Raw genomic sequence first — 19,504 nt, forward strand, 5'->3', positions numbered from 1 at the left:
AAATGTTGTACCTTTAAGCATACTTTTTGGTGTCGTAACTTAAAGGTATAAAAAACGGGGTGGCTTAGGCTATCCCGTTTATTTTTATCGGACAACAATGATTTATAAAGCAAAAAAAACGCTTTTATGATGAAAACTTCCACCTTTCATTTTGTGAATTTTATACAGATATGGGTCATACGAATAAGCTGGTGAGTATCCGCTTTTCTTTTCTTTTTCCCATCGCAATGCGAAAACATCTTCTCTTCCCTTAAATAAGGACTTATACAAATTAATTTGTTCTTGAGTCAAATTTTCCATTTACGTAAATTCGTGTAAACTTGCTAATCTAGATTTGTGTTTTGAACCAGGTTAGGTAATTCTCGATTTGAGATACCAGATAATAAGGGAGATTCAATAGTTTGTATTTCTTGCCGCCGGGGGTAAAGGCATCAGTAATGTGCAGCGAGCCTGCATAAAATCGGATGGCCATATTATGTGGGGACAGATCCATAAACATATGCAAAGATTTTAATTTACCTTCAGCTCCTGATTTCACTTCTACCGGAATTAGTTGCCCTTCAAAAGGTACAACGTAGTCCACCTCTGCACTTGAAGTAGTCTTCTCCCGTACCCAAAAATGGAGTGCACTTAAGGATTTAAACTGCGTCGCTAATAACTCCTGACCAACCAAGTGCTCAATTAAGGTCCCTTGATAAACTTTATTTAAATCATCAGTTCCTAAAATCTCTGTCTGTATACCAGCAAAATAATTAAGCATTCCAGTATCCAGCACCTGAAGCCTTGGAGATTTCCTAAAGTTTGGCAGCAAAGGCAGTTTTACATCACTTGATGGGTAAATAAGCTCAATTAACAAAGCCTTTTCCAGCGTCCTTAATGCTTCTCCCATATCCCTGGAACGGTAGGGTGAATTTCCGAAACCTTCAAACTTAATACGCCCACCAGCCTGTCCAAATGATGCCCTTATCGCGTGACCTATATGTAATGCCTGTGCATTTGTGCCAGCATATTTCTCAACATCGTCCATATATGCCGTAATCAACGAATCGAAGATTGATGACAATTCCAGTAGATCTTTGTTTTTGCTATACGCTGCAATAACTTCTGGCATTCCCCCTATAAGTGCATAGGTATGGAATAGCAGTATGAGTTTATCATGTGTAAAGGATGGTGCGGGTACCTGTTGTAAATAATTTATCGCTTCCCGCTCATCCATAGCACTCAAAAACTCTGGAAAAGAAACGGGTCTTAAAACCATATATTCTACTCTTCCGACTGGAAAGCTAATATTTTTATCAAATAAAGTTTCGAGCATACTGCCCGCAGCTATTACAGCAATCCCTGGTTCGTCTTCATAAAAATAACGTAGAATGTTTAAGGCCTCAGGCACTTCCTGTATTTCATCGATAAACAAAAGTGTATCGTTTCTTTGGGTAAGTGACTGATTTTTAGTAAAAAACAAAGACTGCACGAGTAATTGGATCGTTGTGAACTCTTCAAAAGGCTTTCTGTCAGCAGCAAGCTCCAGATTGAGATAGATATACTGCTTAAATTTTTTTGAAAATTGCCCAACAACGGTGGTCTTACCCACCTGCCTAGCGCCTCGTATCACTAATGGCTTACGATTTGATTTGGTAAGCCATTTTTCTAACTCTGTAAATATTATTCTATCGAACATTTGACAAACTTTAATTCCAAAACTACTTGTTGTTACAAAATTAGGACTAATTAATGAATATTTCGTCACAGAATTAGGGTTAATTAATTGCTTATCTGTCACAGAATTAGGATAAATATAGTTGATAATTGTAATAGAATTAGGGTAAATGTATGTGTTGTTATTACTGAAATGTTCGTGAAAATCATTTATTAATTTTCTTAATATTTTGTAGCTGGTTGTATTTAGATGATTTTTCTTGTGTTAAACGAATTCATTTCGTAAATTTGAGTGATAACATTTGAGCCCAATAACAGTCATTTTGGATCGTTAGTGAGGAGTAATTGTTTTTTTGCAAGTAATTGTTAGTCAGTAGGTTGTTTAAATAAAGATTGTTCTGGCTTCGTCGGAACCACTTACAAATGGTTTATTATCGATGAATATTACGACAAGTGGTACATCAATGATCAGCTGCCTGAATCGATGCCATATCTTTCCCTCCCATCAGATATCATCTTCAAATAAGTCACGAGAGTTTCTTTCCAGTTTAAAATGAACCGACAGGCAATATGTAAATTATGGCTTTTGGCAGAAGTGAGCAAGAATCAGCTTTTCAATAAGAGATTCCTTTAAGCACCTCAATTAAGTACCTTCAGTAGAAGGAGATTTACCTTTATGAAATATCATTGAAAAGCCTATTTTTGAGTACATCTGTACTTGAACAATGAAAGACGAAATTACCAGCAAGAATTTTAAAACCAAATTGGATAGTGAGCTGATCAAAAAATCACAGCGGTGCGCCGTCAGAGAGTGTGATGAAGTTAACTCTGGCGATTTTGAATCCTATGTTGATGAACTTGATAAAAGTTATGATGTGAGGCTACAGTTAGAAAAAGGTACCGTGATTGTCTCTAGTTGTGAATGTAAAAGTCATCTCTCATTCTGCCATCATAAGATTGCACTTTTAGCCTTTATTGCCAAAGGCATAAAACCAGTCGCTAAGGTCGTTGCCACCAAAAAGATCGATCCTGTAAAACAGGCCTTGGAGCAAGCTGAGCCCGAGAAAATTAAGGCTTGGATTTTAAAGACCTTAAAGAAAAACAAGGATCTGAGTATTGCTTTCATGAATGAATTCTCTGATAAATCCGAGAATTATACACCAGAGGAAATTATTGCTCTAACCCATGATACGGTGAAGGCAGTGATTGGTAAAAGACGAAAAGCCGAAGTTTTTGAAGTGAGAAAGATCATTGATCTGTGGACCGAACTTCATAAGCCAATTTTGGAACAATATTTTGCTGAGCCTGCCAATGAAGATTTTTTTCAGCAAATTCATGCCCTAATTGACACTGTGGTTGAATTCAAATATCGAATACTAACCAGTAGCAAGAGGTTTGAAACCTATTTCAAACAAGTCTTAACTCAGATAGAAGAAGTTATATTAAATATTCGCGATGATGAGACCTCCACAAAGTGCCTATCCTATTTTTCGAAAGAATTTTTTCTTGATGGTCATGGCGGGGTTCGCCGGGAATACACAAATATATTCGTACATATATTTAATTCAAGCTCAGCCCAGATGCGCTCGAAGATAATAGGGATTATAGCGGGAGTTTATCATACTAGGAAAGATGAAAGAGTCGCGGAATCAAAAGAATTATTGGAGTTGTTGCTGCACATGGTTGTATTCAATAAGAACTTTCCTGAATATAAGGATATATTCCGGCCAATCAGGCATGCTATTGCATACAACATTAGACTAATAGATGCTCTAATCGAGCTTGGAGAGTTGAATACTGCAGAAACTTACTGTATTGAGCAAGTCGACCAAAATACTGATTCCTATTACGATTTAGATTATATCGCAAGATTGAAACAGATTTATATCCAAACAAAAGATGATAAGAAACTGGTTGGAGTACTTTCAAGGGAACTGCTGTACAAGCCTAACTTTGACAATTATAACCTTGTTCTTTCCAGTATTGAACCTGATGCCCAATTTAAAAAATGGAGAAATCAGGTTTTGGCAAATGCAAGACAACTCGCGGTCTTTGATAAAAATGCTGCGGATTTTTCCCTTGCGCTGCGAGATTCGGAAGGGGATTTTAAGGGGCTATTAGCATATCTGGATGAAAATGCAGATTATGATAGTATTGCACTGTACACAAAGCAGTTAATCCTTTATTCTGCGGAAGCTTTTATGAAAAAGCTTATTACCAAAATTGATAATGAACGCGATAAGCGGCTGAACATTGACAATCCTGCTAAGCTTGAAGAGATATTGGAAAAGATCTATCAAATGGCGGCTTTGAAATATGGGGTAGAAAATCTAACGCTTATAGTAAAGGCGAGAGAAAAGGTTTATGGGACATGGGCCAATTTATTCGTAAAATATGTGGCTAGAAAGTCATCGACCAGTTAATTCCTCTAGAACTTTCTGAGGTTAAACGGTGAAAAATAGTCAGAACAGAAAGTAAATTATCTAAAAAGGTTAATAATTTGATATAGAATTAAAGTAAATATTTGCAATTTCTATAAAAGAATTAGAGAAACGCATAAGCTGTGTACGCAAGTTATCCAACAGGGCTCTTTTGATAATGAACAGTGTCACCATTATTATGGTTCTCAGTTAATGTGGATTGATATGTGGATTTTTATAAATTTGCTTCGAGGAAATGGTGGATTTTCAATGAGTAATCGAAAGAATTAAGCCAATCTTTAGGTGCTTGAATACTTGACTGAGCAGGCTTTACTTCAGTATGATGCCGTGGGTGCGGTCGATATTGTGCCGAGTCTAGGTCGTGGTCTTGAGCGTTGGATTTGAAATGAACCTTATCATTCACCAAACACTGCAAGTGACTTTTGTATTTATGCCCGGTGGGAAAACAGGGTTTTGCATGATAGCTCGATTGCTCCACAGTTATTTTTCGAGTTGTTCGCCTGAACACAAACGAATAATTCATATTTGAATAATTCGGCTTGGGCCCATGGATGTGAAATTCATGAACTGGAAACCAGGGATTTTCCTGACATCAAATGGTAATTAAATAAGTTGGAAAGATATGAAGATGTCCGATATAAGAATGCTAAAAAAGGTTGCGGAGAGCTTACCTCTTATCCCTTGCGACCCATACGGTATGATGATGAACGTTTATAGGAAATCTCAAAGAACTTACAGCCACCTTCGCGCGCTACATTTGATTTGGAGGAAGGAATAGTAAGGCGCCTTTTACCTTGGGCTAGAATTTTATAAGGCAGCTATTCCCACTGAAGAAACAGGAAAGTTTTATACGGTAGTTTCCCGGGAAAAGCTTTCTCGTCGGTTATGAACTGAATGCAGATTATCCAAGAAAACGCGGGTTTCGGTTTAAACTTAATAAATACCTGAAAAATTTGGACGACCAATTTAAAGAGCTTTACGACCAAGTAAAAATACAGAAGAATTTTATGAAAAGGGTTTTCGTTGAACAACTTTAGGCTTTATAAAGCCACGTAGAAGTTTTTTACAGTCATTAGAAAAGGTTTATTATTTTTGATAAATATTTCTAGAGCGAATTAATAATTACAAATTAATATGAAGAACAAAGTCATCAGTTTATTTGGAAATAAAACTATTATCCAAAACCAGGGTGTAAAATATTCAAAATTACTGGAACAGTTTATAGAACCTTTTATGGCTGATTTTGATGGCATTGAACATTATGAAGACATTTTTGAGTTTGCCATCAGTGCCTGGAATTTCGGCAATCTGAAAGTCCTGTTGCCAAAGGGAGAAAGTGAAGCGATTATGAGTTCTTTTAAGAAAACAGAGGTAAATTTGGATCTGTTAAAGAGAATGATTTATTCGAAAGTAACAAAATTTAAGGACTATGATAACTTTATTGTAGATTTTGAAATCAAAGAAACTATTGGAGATCCTGTTTTATCTGTAGTTACCCAGGGGAAAGAGGATTATTTAGCTTCGATGCTGGCGGATTTAGAAGAGGAGTATAGCGAGGAGGATTTCGAAGAAAACTACATTAATCGCAGCGCAATCATACTAAGACCATTGCAACCTTTTTTGGATTGGTTTTCTAATTTGTATCCCGAAGATGTTCATGAAGTCAAAGAAACAAAAACTTACCTGATAAGTGAAGATATTGATGATGTGGAAGCCTGGCTTAGAAAGAAATTTGATAGGCTATTTGTGCTCGAATTAGAAGATAGGCATAGTAATAAAAAGAAATGGCCCCAAAACCGTAACTACAAAATGTTTAAACAATGGTTTCAAGTAGAGTTGTCAACATGGGTTTACGATTTGGAAAAAGAACCTGTCTCCAAGGCTTTGTAAAAGCTTGAGGCTATGCAAATACCCATAAACGAATTTGAACAAATCCTTGATTAAGCCATTTTAAAACGAGCACTCGCTTATTTTAGAAATCATTCTGGCATTGATTTTTCAGAAATCTCAATTGGAGAATATGAAGCCATTGTTGCTGGAAGGGAAGATTATACCGTTCGGTTAACAATTGAAAAACCAAATTATTAAGGGGCATCAATGTGATTGCCCCTATTATTTCGGCCCTGTAAGTAGACATATAGTTGCCACTATTTTCTATCTGCAAGAAAATTATTTGCAACTGAGTAAATTTCAACAAAAAAACGATAAACAAAAAAAACATCTCGATTGCCCAGCAAATCCAGGAATTGCTTTCAAATAGATTGTCGGAGACTTGGCTAAGAGAAACAATAAGAATATATATTGTTTTCTGAATAATTCCTTAACGGGGAATTAATAAGCTGATCATAGTTTTGGGAACATGATTACCACCAATCAATTAGATGATTTTGAACTACTTTATAAGTTAAGTAAAGGTAACCGGCAGGCCTTTAATGCAATTTTTCTGAAGTATCATTCTGGTTTGGTAAGGTATGGGGAATCTTTACTTTCGAACACTTGCCATCAGGCTGATGACCTTGTACAAGAAGTTTTTTTGAAAGTTTGGAACCAAAGGGATAACTTAATCATCCATAGTTCATTATCAGCATTTCTTTTTACTGCTTTAAAAAATAAGGTAAAGGATATTTATAGGGAAAGACAAATTCTACTTTATGATCCTACCGAGATGGAGTTTAATGAACAAACCAATGCTTCTCAGTCGCCCGATAATATATTGATTTTCAAGGAGCTTAGCTGTAGTATAGAGGAGATGATAAATCTGCTCCCTACAAAAACCCAACTTGTTTTTAAAATGAATAGGGAAGATAACCTCACTTATGATGAAATTGCATCACTATTAAATCTAACCCGAAACTCTGTTAAAACACACATGTTTAGGGCAATAAAGTTTTTAAAGGAACATTACGGGCACTACAAATCGCAGTTGTAATATTAATTTAGTGTTAGCCATATTACCATTACATTAAATCGAATATACCTTGTAAGGATATTCCTGTTCAAATACGTCTTTCCAACAATCAACATATTATTTTGGAAGAGAGAGACATCTATTTATTAATTACCCAATACCTGCTCAAACATACCAGTACAGAAGAAAATGAATTTTTAGCTGATTGGATAACAGCATCGCCTCGAAATGAACAAACGTTTGAAGAAATTAAAGCGAGTTGGTTTGATGTAAAGTTGGCTGATAAGGAAGAAAGTTTGAAGGCATTGAAAAAGCTCAACCATATTATTGATGAGCAAGAGGTAAATGTAAAGCGCAGCAATAAAAAGTTTATTTTGAAATGGTCAATGCTTGCAGCGACCGTAGCTGTAGTTTGCATGGTATCATTGCTCATGCTTTCATCTAATGATCTAGCCCCAGCATCACCACTTTATTTGCAAAAGGTGAGCAAAGCCGGAGAGATAAAAACATTCTATCTGGTTGATGGGACGAAGATTATCCTTGGTCCGAAAAGTATATTAAAATATCCTGCTGCATTTGAAAAGTATCATCGACAGGTTGAATTAATTGGTGAGGCTTATTTTGAAGTGAGTAAAAATCCACATAAACCTTTCACAGTACGTACCGATGATTTAAGCATTAATGTGCTGGGTACTCATTTTAATGTTGATGCCTCCAAAAATGAAAATTTAACGGCTGTATCTCTATTTGAAGGAAAGGTGAATGTTAACGTAATTGATGACCATGACGAAGAATACAAGTTGAAACCCGGGCAGGAATTGGTGTTAAATCGTTCCAGCCACCAGGTTTATCAACATGTTTTAGATAGTGCCAATGTAATGGGCTGGATGACCAAGACTTTAGTTTTTAATAATGAAAAGCTAAGCGATGCGGCAAAAAAAATCGGCAAAATGTATGGCGTTAAGTTGGTGTTTGATGATGAATCGACTGCTGATACACGGGTTTTTGCACGCTTTGAAAATGACCCTTTAAATGACGTGCTTGAAATTATCTGCTCAACAGGAAATTTAAGCTATCGCAATGATGGAAATAAAATATACATAATTAACAAAAAATGAATTAAAACAGGGTTACAAAACAATTGAGTGATGCAAGGCAGAACTCAAAAAAATAACCGGCATTTACGAGATGCCGGTTAAAAATTCGCCATACAAACTATTCAAAATTCACTTAACGAATTCCTAATTTATGAAAAAAAAGATTTACAAATCGTCTTTAATTTCTTTGAAATGCAGGTTGTTAATCCTAACACTGCTGTTAACCAGTATCTGCTATCAAGTTTCTGCCTCAAATAAAAGGTCAGCAACAGAAAACTTAAACAACATAAAATGCTCTATTCAAGCTAACAATCAATCGCTTTCGCAAATCTTTAATATGATTCAAAAGCAAACGAATTATAGCATCGTTTGTGTTGATCGTAATGGGTTTCTTCAAAAAAAAATAAGCATTAATGCTGTAAACAGTAATTTGGGTAATGTGTTGCAGAAAATCTCGTCAACCATACCCTTTACTTACAATGAGGTTAATAATAAAATTATTGTTAAACCTGTTTTAATCGTTAAATCTGCCGATGCAAGAATTATTCGTGGACATGTAACCGATAATAAAAAGCAAGGTATTCCAGGTGTTTCTGTGCTAGTAAAGGGTTCAAATACAGGTACCGTTACCAATCAGGAAGGTGATTTCTCTATTAAAGTTAAGGATGGTGATGTTTTGGTATTAACCAGCGTTGGCTATACCACAAAAGAAATTGTAGTAACCGAAACGGATACTTACAGCATCGAATTGGCTGATGATGATCAAACACTTTCTGAAGTTGTAGTTACCGCTTTAGGTATAAAAAAGGAAAAAGCTAAACTGGGTTACGCAGTACAGGAAGTGCAAGGCGAAAACCTGGTAAAAGCTCGCGAACCAAACATCATTAACTCATTAACAGGTAGGGTTGCAGGCTTAAACATTCGCAATTCTACAGATTTATTTCAAGACCCAGGTATTTCACTTCGTGGAAGAAAACCCCTTATTGTAATAGATGGAATTCCAGACCAATCGGCCGATTTGTACAAAGTTAACGCTGATGATGTTGAGAGTTTAACCGTACTTAAAGGAGCAAGTGCTTCCGCATTATATGGTTCAATTGGTCAGAACGGTGCGATTATGATTACCACAAAACGAGGAAAAGGTAAAGACTTGAGTATCGATGTAAATTCATCAACTCAAATTCAACCTAGTTTTATCAGAATACCAGATGTACAAACCGAATATGGTGCAGGTTTTAAAGGAAAATACACCTATGTTGATGGTTCTGGCGGTGGTCCGGAAGGTTCTGGTTGGATATGGGGACCAAAATTAGATCAACCGGCAGCGACGCCAAGTGGCTTTTTTGAAACACCACAGTTTAATAGTCCCATAGATCCACTTACCGGCAAACTTGTTCCATTGCCATTCATATCAAGAGGAAAAAATAATGTAAAAGATTTCTTCCAAACCGGTTTGATTTCAAGCAACAACATCAGCATTACTCAAAGTTCAGACAAAGGCTCATTCCGTGCATCGGCATCACACATCTACCAGCGTGGCATCGTGCCAAATACCGATCTGAATAACTCTTCTTTCAGCATCTCGGGTAATTATAAATTATCAGATGCTTTTACCATAGATGCCCGCTTGAACTACAATCGCCAGTTTACCAAAAACTTTCCTGAAACAGGTTATGGACCCACAAATTATTTGTACAATTTAGTTTTGTGGACTGGGGCAGATGTTAGCGTTGCAGATTTAAGAAATTATTGGGTGCCCGGAAAGGAAGGTATTCAGCAGCGTAACTACAATACTTCATACTACAACAACCCTTATTTTCAGGCTTACGAATATTTAAGAGGATATGATAAGGATAATACATTTGGTTCCTTGAACTTAAATTACAAAATCAGTCCGGCTTTAAACATCCAGTTTAGAAATGGTATAAATGGATACGGCTTAAACAGAACTTATAAAGAACCAATGAGTTATATTGGTTATGGAAATAAATCACGAGGTCAGTTTACAGTTGCTACAGGGAATTATATAGACTTGGCTACCGACCTTATTGCAGATTACAACCATACTTTTACCGAAAAGTTTAAGTTGCATGCGCAGGTGGGTGGTTCAAATTATTATCGCAATAACAAATACGGCTCTACCAATACTGATGGGCTAACCATACCAGGTTTTTATAATTTAAGCAATTCAGCAAATCCCATACAAGGCACAAATTTTATTGAAGAAAGGCGTACGAGTAGCGTTTATGCCGTTTTAGATTTAGAATTTTTAAACGGTATTTATTTATCTGCAACAGGTAGAAATGATGTAATCTCTACACTGCCAATAGCAAATAACAGCTTTTTTTATCCATCAGTAAGTTCATCGGTCGTGATATCTCAACTTGCTAAACTGCCAAAATGGATTTCATATTTAAAGGCCCGTGGCTCATGGTCTAGGGTGTCAAGTGCTACTTTAAATGATAACGCTTACACATATAGTTATCTACCGTCATTTAACAAGGGTGTTATTTGGAATAATTTGCCTTCTTTAACTTTTGGTGATGCCGTGTTAAACGGCAACTTATCACCACAAACATCTGATAGCTGGGAAATTGGTGTAGATGCTAAATTTCTTAAAAACAGATTAAGCCTGGAGGCTACCTATTATCAAACCCGCGATTTTAACAACATTGTATCTATTCCTGTGTCTATTACTACAGCCTATAACAGCCAGTTGGCAAACGGAAATGTTTATCAACGTAAAGGATTAGAGTTTGTAGTTTCTGGCACTCCTTTAAAATCTGCCAATTTCGAATGGAATGTTTCGCTAAACTTTAGTCAGTACCGCCGTTATTTGAAAGAGATTTATGGAGGGGCGGAAACGCTTAACTTTTTGAAGGTAGGTGATAGAATGGACAGGATTTTTACTACCGTTTATCAAACCAATAATCAAGGCCAGATTATTTATGGCAGCAATGGATTCCCGCTGAATGATACTTTTTCGAGGTATATCGGTAACCAAGACCCAGATTGGACTTATGGTATCGAAAATACATTTAACTACAAAAACTTCAGTTTAAAATTTTTAGTTGATGGCCGTATTGGCGGCATGATGTATTCTACCACCAACCAAAAAATGTGGTGGGGTGGAACAAATAAAGGCACATTAAACCAATACAGGGTTGATGCAAACAATGGACTATCAACTTTTATTGGCGATGGGGTGGTGGTAACCAGTGGACAGGCAACTTACGATGCAACAGGCAATATAATTGCTGATACAAGGGTTTATGCGCCAAATACCAAGGCGGTAAATTATATTGATTACATGACAAATACCAGCAATGGAGCATACAATAATTACAATTATTTCTCACAAACATTTTTAAAACTTCGCGAAACAACCTTGAGCTATCAGGTGCCGGCTAAGTTTTTAGGTAAATCGTTTATAAAAGGATTAAATGTATCGCTGGTTGGGCGAAACTTATTGTTATTCTCTAAAATGCCAAACGTAGACCCAGACCCGGCTACTGATAATTTGCAAACACCATCTACACGGTCATTTGGCTTTAACGTAAATCTGAAATTTTAATTCATCACAAATAGATATGAAAAATTTATTATCACTACTTGTACTCATCGTCATTCTGCAAACAGGGTGTAAAAAGTTTAGTGAGTTTCAAACCGACCCAAATAAATCTACAATTGCTACGCCAGATTTGTTGTTGAATTCTATCGAACAAACGGCTTTCCAGGCATCAAATGTTACTGTTGCTTATGCATCACGCCAAATGGTTTATACCGATGCGGTTTCTTTGGAACAATATTATGGCTGGACACGCGGAAGTTACAACGGCTATAACAATTTAAGGCAAGTAATTAAAATGGAGCAAGCTGCAATCAACCAAAATAAACCCGAATATATTCCGATTGCAAAATTTTATAAGGCCTGGTATTTTCTCCAGCTAACCCAAATGTTTGGCGATATTCCATACACGCAGGCCCTAAAGGGTGATGAGGGTATCACAACACCTCTTTACGATAAGCAGGAAGATATTTATTTGGGCATTTTAAATGATTTAAAAACAGCCAGCGGACTTATAACTTCTACCACGCCAAATGTTGCGGGCGATATCGTTTACAATGGAAATATGCAACAATGGAAAAAGGCAATTAATTCCCTTTCTTTGAGGGTACTTTTAAGTTTATCCATAAAAGAAAACGATACCAAACTGGAAGTTAAAAAGCGTTTTGCCGAAATTGTGAATGCACCAGCTACGTATCCCATCATGGAATCTAATACCGATAATGCACAGTTGAAGTTTTATGATTTGCTGAATAACCGTTATCCTTATTTCAACAGTAACGATATGCAAACCGCTTATTATATGGAAGAAACGTTTGTTGATTTATTAAAATTATTAAAAGACAACCGTTTATTTTCATTTGCAGATAAAGCGCCTAAATTTTCGAGCCTTCCTGCTACCGATTTTAATGCTTATGGTGGCGCAAAAGGTAGTGCACCCGTTAATGAAAATAATGCCAGAAGTGTTGCTGGAGAATTATCTAAAATAAATCCACGATATTATAATAATCCGGTGAACGAGCCAAGCATAGCCCTTGGTTATGCAGAAGTTCAATTTATATTGGCTGAAGGAGTTACAAGAGGTTGGATAGCTGGAAATGCAAACGATTATTATCAGAAAGGAATTCAGGCATCTATGTTGTTTTATAACATTAATCAAACGGCAATTAATACCTATTTGTCTCAAAGTACAGTTCAATTAGCTGCAGGTTCGGGTGCTTTGGTAAACATTCTTACTCAAAAATACATTGCCTCATTTATGAATAGCGATTGGCAACCTTTTTATGAGCAGCGAAGAACGGGAATTCCAACTTTTGATCTTAGCGGTGCTGGTGTGTTAAACAACAAGCGCATTCCTAAACGTTGGATGTACCCAGAATCAGAACTGCGCTTAAATCAAGTCAATGTTAGTGGTTCAATAAGTTCGCAATACACTAGCGGTGATGATATTAATGGCGTAATGTGGTCTATCAGGCCATAATAAAATAAGGCTGTATCACATACCAAATCTCCTCCTTGAGTCTGTTAAAGGATTTCGACAAAGATTTAAAGATGATTAATTTATGATACAGCCTTTTATTAATTTTAATTGATGCATTTATATTTTCAATATGTATAAGAAATTTTTTGTTGCTGTTTTACTATTTTCAGCTGTACAGGCCAGTGCTCAAAAGGTAAAAAAAACCGTATTTGTTATAGCCGATGGTATTCCAGCTGATTTAATTGAACGTTTGGATTTACCACATATTAAAAAAATTATAGCCGATGGAAGTTACACGCGAATGTCTGTTGGTGGTGAAAAGGATAGCTATAGCCAAACACCAACCATATCTGCGGTAGGTTACAATAGCTTGCTTACAGGTACCTGGGTCAACAAACATAATGTGCCGGACAATGATATAAAATCACCTAACTACAATTATCAGAATATTTTTAGGTTGCTTAAAAATCAATATCCAAATAAAAAAACGGCTATATTTTCTAGCTGGACTGATAACCGAACCAAACTACTCGGACATAATTTAAAAGCGGCTGGTAACTTAAAGGTTGATGCTTATTTCGATGGCTATGAGTTAGATACTGTTCGGTTTAAGCATGACAGAAATAGAGAGTTTATGCATAAGATAGATGAACAGGTAGCTGAAGATGCAGCCACAACAATTTCAAAAGATGCACCAGACCTTTCTTGGATTTACTTAGAATATACCGATGATATGGGACACATGTATGGTGATAGTCCGCAGTTTGAAAGTGCAGTTAAAAAGTTAGATGTTCAGCTAGGAAAAATTTATGATGCCATACAACTTAGGAAGAAAAAGAATAATGAAGATTGGCTAATGATTGTTACCACCGACCACGGTAGGGATGAAAAAACAGGAAAAAACCATGGCGGTCAGAGTGCAAGGCAACGTTCTACATGGATGGTGTCGAATTATAAACCCTTAAATAATTATGCTACTTATTATCGCCCTGCAATTGTAGATATTATGCCATCTATCGCCAGATTTATGAACATCAATCTACCAAAAGAAGTAAAAGAAGAAGTAGACGGTACGCCATTTATTGGTGATGTTGCAATCGCTCAAGTAGAGGCAAATTATGTACACGGCAATATCGATTTAAATTGGAAAGCATTAAAAAATAATGGTAAAGTAAAAATATACCTCAGCACAACAAATCATTTTAAAACTGGAGGAAAAGATGAGTATCATCTTCTGGCAGAAGTTGCTGTTACGCAAAAACATGCATTTATCAATATAGAAAAATATCCGTCGGATTTTTACAAGATAGTGCTGGAAACTCCCGAAAATACGGTTAACAAATGGATTCAGCTTAATTCCAAAAGCAAATGATAAAGATGTTTTAAAGACAAATTACTATTTCATCCCAGCTTGCTGATCTTTCTTTCGAAAATTGATACCCTCATTACTTGATATAGCTTTAATCATTAACTCAAAATGGTTTAAATACCAGATAGTCTATTCTAGCTGGTATTTTTTACCTAAATGGTTACATTTTTTTGAAGTTCGAATTTTAGTCAGATAAGTAGGATTCATTATTTTCAAGCTTTAAAGTTAAAATTATGGATTTGTTTGATTCATGATGTGCATAGGCATTTCTCTTTATTTCATGTCTTAACATTAACTTAACGCATACAGGTTTTCTTTGCTGGATAATAATATTCAGCATGAAAAAATTTTTTCAGTTAGTTTTTTTTCTTTTGATATCTCTTAGCAGCTATGCTCAAGATAGGGAATTGCAGGTTTTTTCGGGGGAGCAAATTAAAAAGCCAATAGAATCGCTTGTTGAACTTAAAAAAATCTATGCAAGAGCAATAGAGCATAACGATATCTTTTTAGAAGGTAAATGTTTGCAGCAAATGGGTAAGGTGTGCTATCATCAGGGGCACTTTAGACAAGCTTTGGATTTTTTTTTAAAAGCGGACAAAATTTTTCTCGATAACAATAAACCTTTATCGCTTGCAGCTAACCTATGCGATATTGGCGTACTCTACTACTACATTAAAAAGCCGGATAAGGCGATGAAGAATTATAGCCTGGCTCTAAATATTTACAGAAAGCAAGATGAGCTAAAAGGGCAGTCGACGGTTTTTGGCCATATTGGTCAGCTTTATGAAAAACGGCAGCAATATGATAGCGCATTTTATTACCAGAACTTGGCTTTAAAAGCAAATGAAAAAACAAGCGATGTAAGTGCAACGGCTAAAATTTATGAAAATTTAGGAAGCATATATGAAGATTTAGAAAAATATGATTTGGCAGCTCAGCATTTTAAAAAATCATTATCCTTATTTCAAAAAGCACACAATGAGATTGGCAGTATTGAGGTGATTAACAATCTAGGTGATATCTTGCGAAAGACGGGCAGGTATAGAGAAAGTATTGCCGAAACGCAAACTGCCATGAAACTTGCCGGTAAGCATGGAAATATATATCAACTGGCATCTTGCTGCAGGGATTTAGGGAAAACCTACGAACTTCTAAATCAAATGGATAGTGCTTATTATTATGTTAAATTAGGTTATAAATATACCATCGATCTGTACTCTGAAGATGGTGCAAGGCAAGTTGCATTTTTGCAGGTACTTTACGATATTAATAAAAAGTCGGATGAAATTAGCCGCTTGCAGAACGACAGAAAGGTAAATCGGATTATTGCGTTTTCGGCTACTATTGTTGTTTTGTTAACGGTTGTTTTAGGTTTCGCTATTTTTAGCAGACAACGTTTTAAGTTAAAAGATCAGCAATTGCTGGCTAAGCAAAAGGAAATTGAATATGAGCTAACCAGTTTAGAACTTAAGAACCTGCAGCTTGAAGAGCAAAACCTAAAGCAACAACTAGAAGTTAAAAGCCGCGAACTCTCTACGCATACCTTAAACCTGATTAAAAACAATCAGTTTCTTGAAAATCTCCGCAATACCCTACAAGCTATGGTAAAGGATGATAAGCGTGATCAGAAAAAACAAATGAATCAAATTCTTACAGAGATTAATCAAAGTTTTAACCACGAGCGAAACTGGAAAGAATTTACCCTGGCCTTTGAGCAAGTCCACCACCACTTTCTTGAAAAACTTAAAAAATTTAGCAACGAACTTACTTCTGCTGATATGCGTTTAATAGCGCTGCTCAAAATGAATCTTGATTCTGGCGACATTGCAACTTTACTTGGCATATCAACTGACAGTTTAAGAGTGTCAAGATATCGGTTAAGAAAGAAGCTAAATTTAGCACAAGGCGATAATTTATCTGCTTTTATTCAATCTCTTTAAGCGTTACATCAAAAGCCTAAAAATCATATTTTTTAGTCTTTTTTACTACTTAACAATTTGTTAATGTAACGGTAATAAAAGCATAACGGCGTTTTTATGTAAAACTAAAATACTATAAGTCAGTATTTTATAATTTTTTGTTGCTTTTTTATATATGCCTTTTGTAACGGTGTTGCCTTTATGTAACCCTGAAAATTTCCGACTATCATCCACCGTTTACACCTTTGCTGTGTCGATAACATAAAGACATTACCAAACGAAATGAATAAACTTTTACAAATTCTGTTTTTTCTCATTTTTTGTGCGGGCACAGCCAACGCAACAAAAATAAAAGGGCACGTTTACGATAAGCAAACCGGAGAGGCTATTGTTGGTGCTACCGTAATATTGGAAAATCCAAGACGGGTAACTAATACTGGCCTTGATGGAACCTTTGAGTTTAAAGGATTGTCTGCTGGTTCAGCAAAAATTAGTGTAAGCTATATTACTTACAAAACGATTACCAAAACATTCACAATTGAAAAAGAGGATAACGAACACTTAAAGTTTTATATGGAAAGTGATTCTAAAAGCCTTGATGATGTTACCATCAAATCAAATGCTGTAAGTTCAACAGATCAGGGTGCCCGCAGATTAGAAAAAAATGCGACCCAAATCATGAACATCGTATCGGGCAAAGCAATTGAGATTTCGCCGGATTTGACGGTTGCCAATGTAATGCAACGCATTTCCGGGGTTTCCATTGAGCGAAACAGTAATGGAGATGGACAATACGCCATACTTAGAGGTATGGATAAACGCTATAATTATACTTTAGTAAATGGGGTGAAGATTCCCAGTCCGGATAATAAATACCGCTATGTACCGCTGGATCTTTTTCCTTCGGATTTATTGGACCGGCTCGAAGTTTATAAAACCCTTACACCTAATTTCGAGGGAGATGCAATTGGAGGCGGAATCAATATGGTGATGAAAAATGCACCTGGTAAATTTCAGTTAGATGCTAACCTCTCTTCGGGTTATAGCCGGCTTTTTATCGATAGAAAGTTTACCAGCTTTAATTCTTCGGATATTCAACATAAATCGCCATACGAGGTAAACGGTAAAAACTATAATGCAACGCAAAACGATTTTACCAAAGGAACACTGGATTACAAATTTAAAAATCCGGCACCAAATTTAATTGGTAGTTTATCATTAAGCCAAAGGTTTTTAGATAATAAGCTAGGAGTTGTTTTAGCAGGAAGTTATCAAAATACCTATCGTGGAAGCAATAGTACTTTTTACAACACCGCTGTAAATGGAACCGATGCCTATTCAGTCATTACAAACAAAAGTTATAGAGCATTTTCTGAACAACAACAACGTACGGGCTTACACGGAAAAGTGGATTATGTATTTAATAGAAATCATCAGTTAAGTCTTTACAATGTTTATGTAAACTTAAAAAATGAACAACTTAGAGATGCCGTAACAACTACTTATAATGGTGTTTATAACCCAACTTTAGGCAATGCCGAATTGGTTTACAATACCCGCAGCCGTTTAACCGAACAGCAAATTTACAACAGTACTTTGCATGGCGACCATAAATTTTTTGATGAGAAGTTAAAGCTGCAGTGGTCGGCGGTTTACTCCTCGGCTAAAAATGATGTACCGGAAAATACCAGCATCAGCTTAAATGGTATTGAGCAAAATTTTCAAAGCAGACGCTTGAGCCTGGTAAATACCAATCCTGTTACCCGTAGATGGGAACGCAATACAGATGAGGATTTGGCAGGATACCTAGATCTGACCTACCGTTTTACTTTTGGTGAAAATAAGCTCGATGTTTTAGCTGGTGGATTATACCGAGATAAACAGCGAAGCAGTTTCTTTAACAACTACAATCTTGCGCCTTCAGCTAGTGATGCAAATAAGATTTATGGCGTAGATTATCAGAATTATACTGACTTAAATTTAGTGGTAAGCAACCCTACTGGTGCTGTAGCCAATTCGTTAACATACGATGCATCAGAGAAAATAAGCGCTGGCTACGGTATGTTTAAATACATTTCAGCTAAACTAGAGCTTATTGGAGGTGCCAGGGTAGAGCATACCATTCAAAGTTACAATTTACTTTTTCCCGCCGGAGAAACATTTCCAAATGGGCAGCAGGTTTACACCGATGTGTTGCCAAGTTTAACAGCAAAATATTTTTTAAGTGATAAGGCGCAATTACATGCCTCCTATTATAAAGCACTTAACCGTCCTGGTTTCTATGAAATTGTTCCAGGCAAGGTGGTAAATGAAGAATTTCAGGAACGAGGCAATCCAAATTTAAAACGTGCCTTAGCAGATAACTTCGATTTACGCTACGAACTATTTCCTGGAGCTTCTGAGCAACTATTAGTAGGTGCGTTTTATAAAAGGATTAAAGACCCGATTGAATATACTTTTCAGGCAGATGCAACCCGTGGACAGGATATTTATTATACACCAGGAAACTTCGGTACAGCTAATAACTACGGTGCAGAGGTTGATTATATTAAATATTTCAGCAAAATAGGGATCAAGGCAAACTATACCTACACCCACTCCAGTATTACTACGCCAAAAACAACAAGGGTAATTAATCCGCTAACTGGTGATATACAAGCAGTTTCAGTAGAGCAGAAGAGACCACTTTATGGCCAATCGGAGCATATTGCAAACATATCCTTATTGTTTAAAGACACCAAAAAAGGCTGGGATGTGCAGGTAGCCGGTGCTTATACAGGCCCACGCATTAATACCGTTTCTCAATTCTTAAATAATGATTTGTGGCAGGAGGGTTTCATCCAGATGGATGCCTCAGCAGAGAAAAGATTTAAGGGCGGCATCAGCATTTTTATAAAGGCAAATAATATTTTAAATACGCCTGCCAAATTATTCATAAAAGGTACCAATCCCGAAAATAATAAAATCAATGAGCAATTGGTAGAGGATGGAAATACCTTGGTTAGAAGTGATTACTATGGTCAGAATTATCTGATTGGCTTAAGATATAAGTTTAACTAATTGAAA

11 protein-coding genes are annotated in these 19,504 nt (G+C 36.2%); 9 read left to right on the forward strand and 2 right to left on the reverse strand.

Annotated features, from left to right (window positions below):
* Positions 1-102: 102 nt before the first annotated feature.
* Positions 103-300: a TOTE conflict system archaeo-eukaryotic primase domain-containing protein gene (locus ACFOUY_RS08190; protein WP_378960011.1), complete on the reverse strand. Its 198-nt coding sequence runs from the start codon at positions 298-300 to the stop codon at positions 103-105.
* Positions 301-328: 28 nt separating this feature from the next.
* Positions 329-1,780: an ATP-binding protein gene (locus ACFOUY_RS08195; RefSeq protein WP_378960012.1), complete on the reverse strand. Its 1,452-nt coding sequence runs from the start codon at positions 1,778-1,780 to the stop codon at positions 329-331.
* A 601-nt stretch (positions 1,781-2,381) separates the two neighbouring features.
* Between ACFOUY_RS08195 and ACFOUY_RS08200 the strand changes: the two genes are divergently transcribed.
* From ACFOUY_RS08200 to ACFOUY_RS08240, 9 genes are all read left to right on the forward strand, one after another.
* Positions 2,382-4,079: a hypothetical protein gene (locus ACFOUY_RS08200; RefSeq protein ID WP_378960013.1), complete on the forward strand. Its 1,698-nt coding sequence runs from the start codon at positions 2,382-2,384 to the stop codon at positions 4,077-4,079.
* 1,152 nt (positions 4,080-5,231) lie between these two features.
* A complete protein-coding gene (locus ACFOUY_RS08205) occupies positions 5,232-5,987 on the forward strand; it encodes a hypothetical protein (protein ID WP_378960014.1) in 756 nt (251 codons plus the stop codon).
* A 469-nt stretch (positions 5,988-6,456) separates the two neighbouring features.
* Positions 6,457-7,026: an RNA polymerase sigma factor gene (locus ACFOUY_RS08210; RefSeq protein WP_378960015.1), complete on the forward strand. Its 570-nt coding sequence runs from the start codon at positions 6,457-6,459 to the stop codon at positions 7,024-7,026.
* A 101-nt stretch (positions 7,027-7,127) separates the two neighbouring features.
* Entirely contained in the window at positions 7,128-8,123 is a 996-nt protein-coding gene (locus tag ACFOUY_RS08215; protein ID WP_378960016.1) for a FecR family protein, read from the forward strand.
* Positions 8,124-8,439: 316 nt separating this feature from the next.
* Positions 8,440-11,676 carry a SusC/RagA family TonB-linked outer membrane protein gene (locus ACFOUY_RS08220; RefSeq protein WP_378960017.1) on the forward strand — a complete coding sequence of 1,079 codons (3,237 nt, stop codon included), beginning with the start codon at positions 8,440-8,442 and terminating at the stop codon, positions 11,674-11,676.
* A gap of 16 nt (positions 11,677-11,692) precedes the next feature.
* A complete protein-coding gene (locus tag ACFOUY_RS08225; protein WP_378960018.1) occupies positions 11,693-13,150 on the forward strand; it encodes a SusD/RagB family nutrient-binding outer membrane lipoprotein in 1,458 nt (485 codons plus the stop codon).
* 130 nt (positions 13,151-13,280) lie between these two features.
* A complete protein-coding gene (locus ACFOUY_RS08230) occupies positions 13,281-14,522 on the forward strand; it encodes an alkaline phosphatase family protein (RefSeq protein ID WP_378960019.1) in 1,242 nt (413 codons plus the stop codon).
* A 335-nt stretch (positions 14,523-14,857) separates the two neighbouring features.
* On the forward strand, positions 14,858-16,459 hold the full coding sequence (locus ACFOUY_RS08235) for a tetratricopeptide repeat protein (RefSeq protein WP_378960020.1): 1,602 nt from the start codon (positions 14,858-14,860) through the stop codon (positions 16,457-16,459).
* Between the two features lie 261 nt (positions 16,460-16,720).
* Positions 16,721-19,498, forward strand: coding sequence for a TonB-dependent receptor (locus ACFOUY_RS08240; protein WP_378960021.1), 2,778 nt, complete (start codon positions 16,721-16,723; stop codon positions 19,496-19,498).
* The last annotated feature ends 6 nt before the right edge of the window (positions 19,499-19,504 follow it).

It is taken from the genome of Pedobacter jamesrossensis (assembly GCF_042650905.1).
GTDB lineage: Bacteria > Bacteroidota > Bacteroidia > Sphingobacteriales > Sphingobacteriaceae > Pedobacter > Pedobacter jamesrossensis.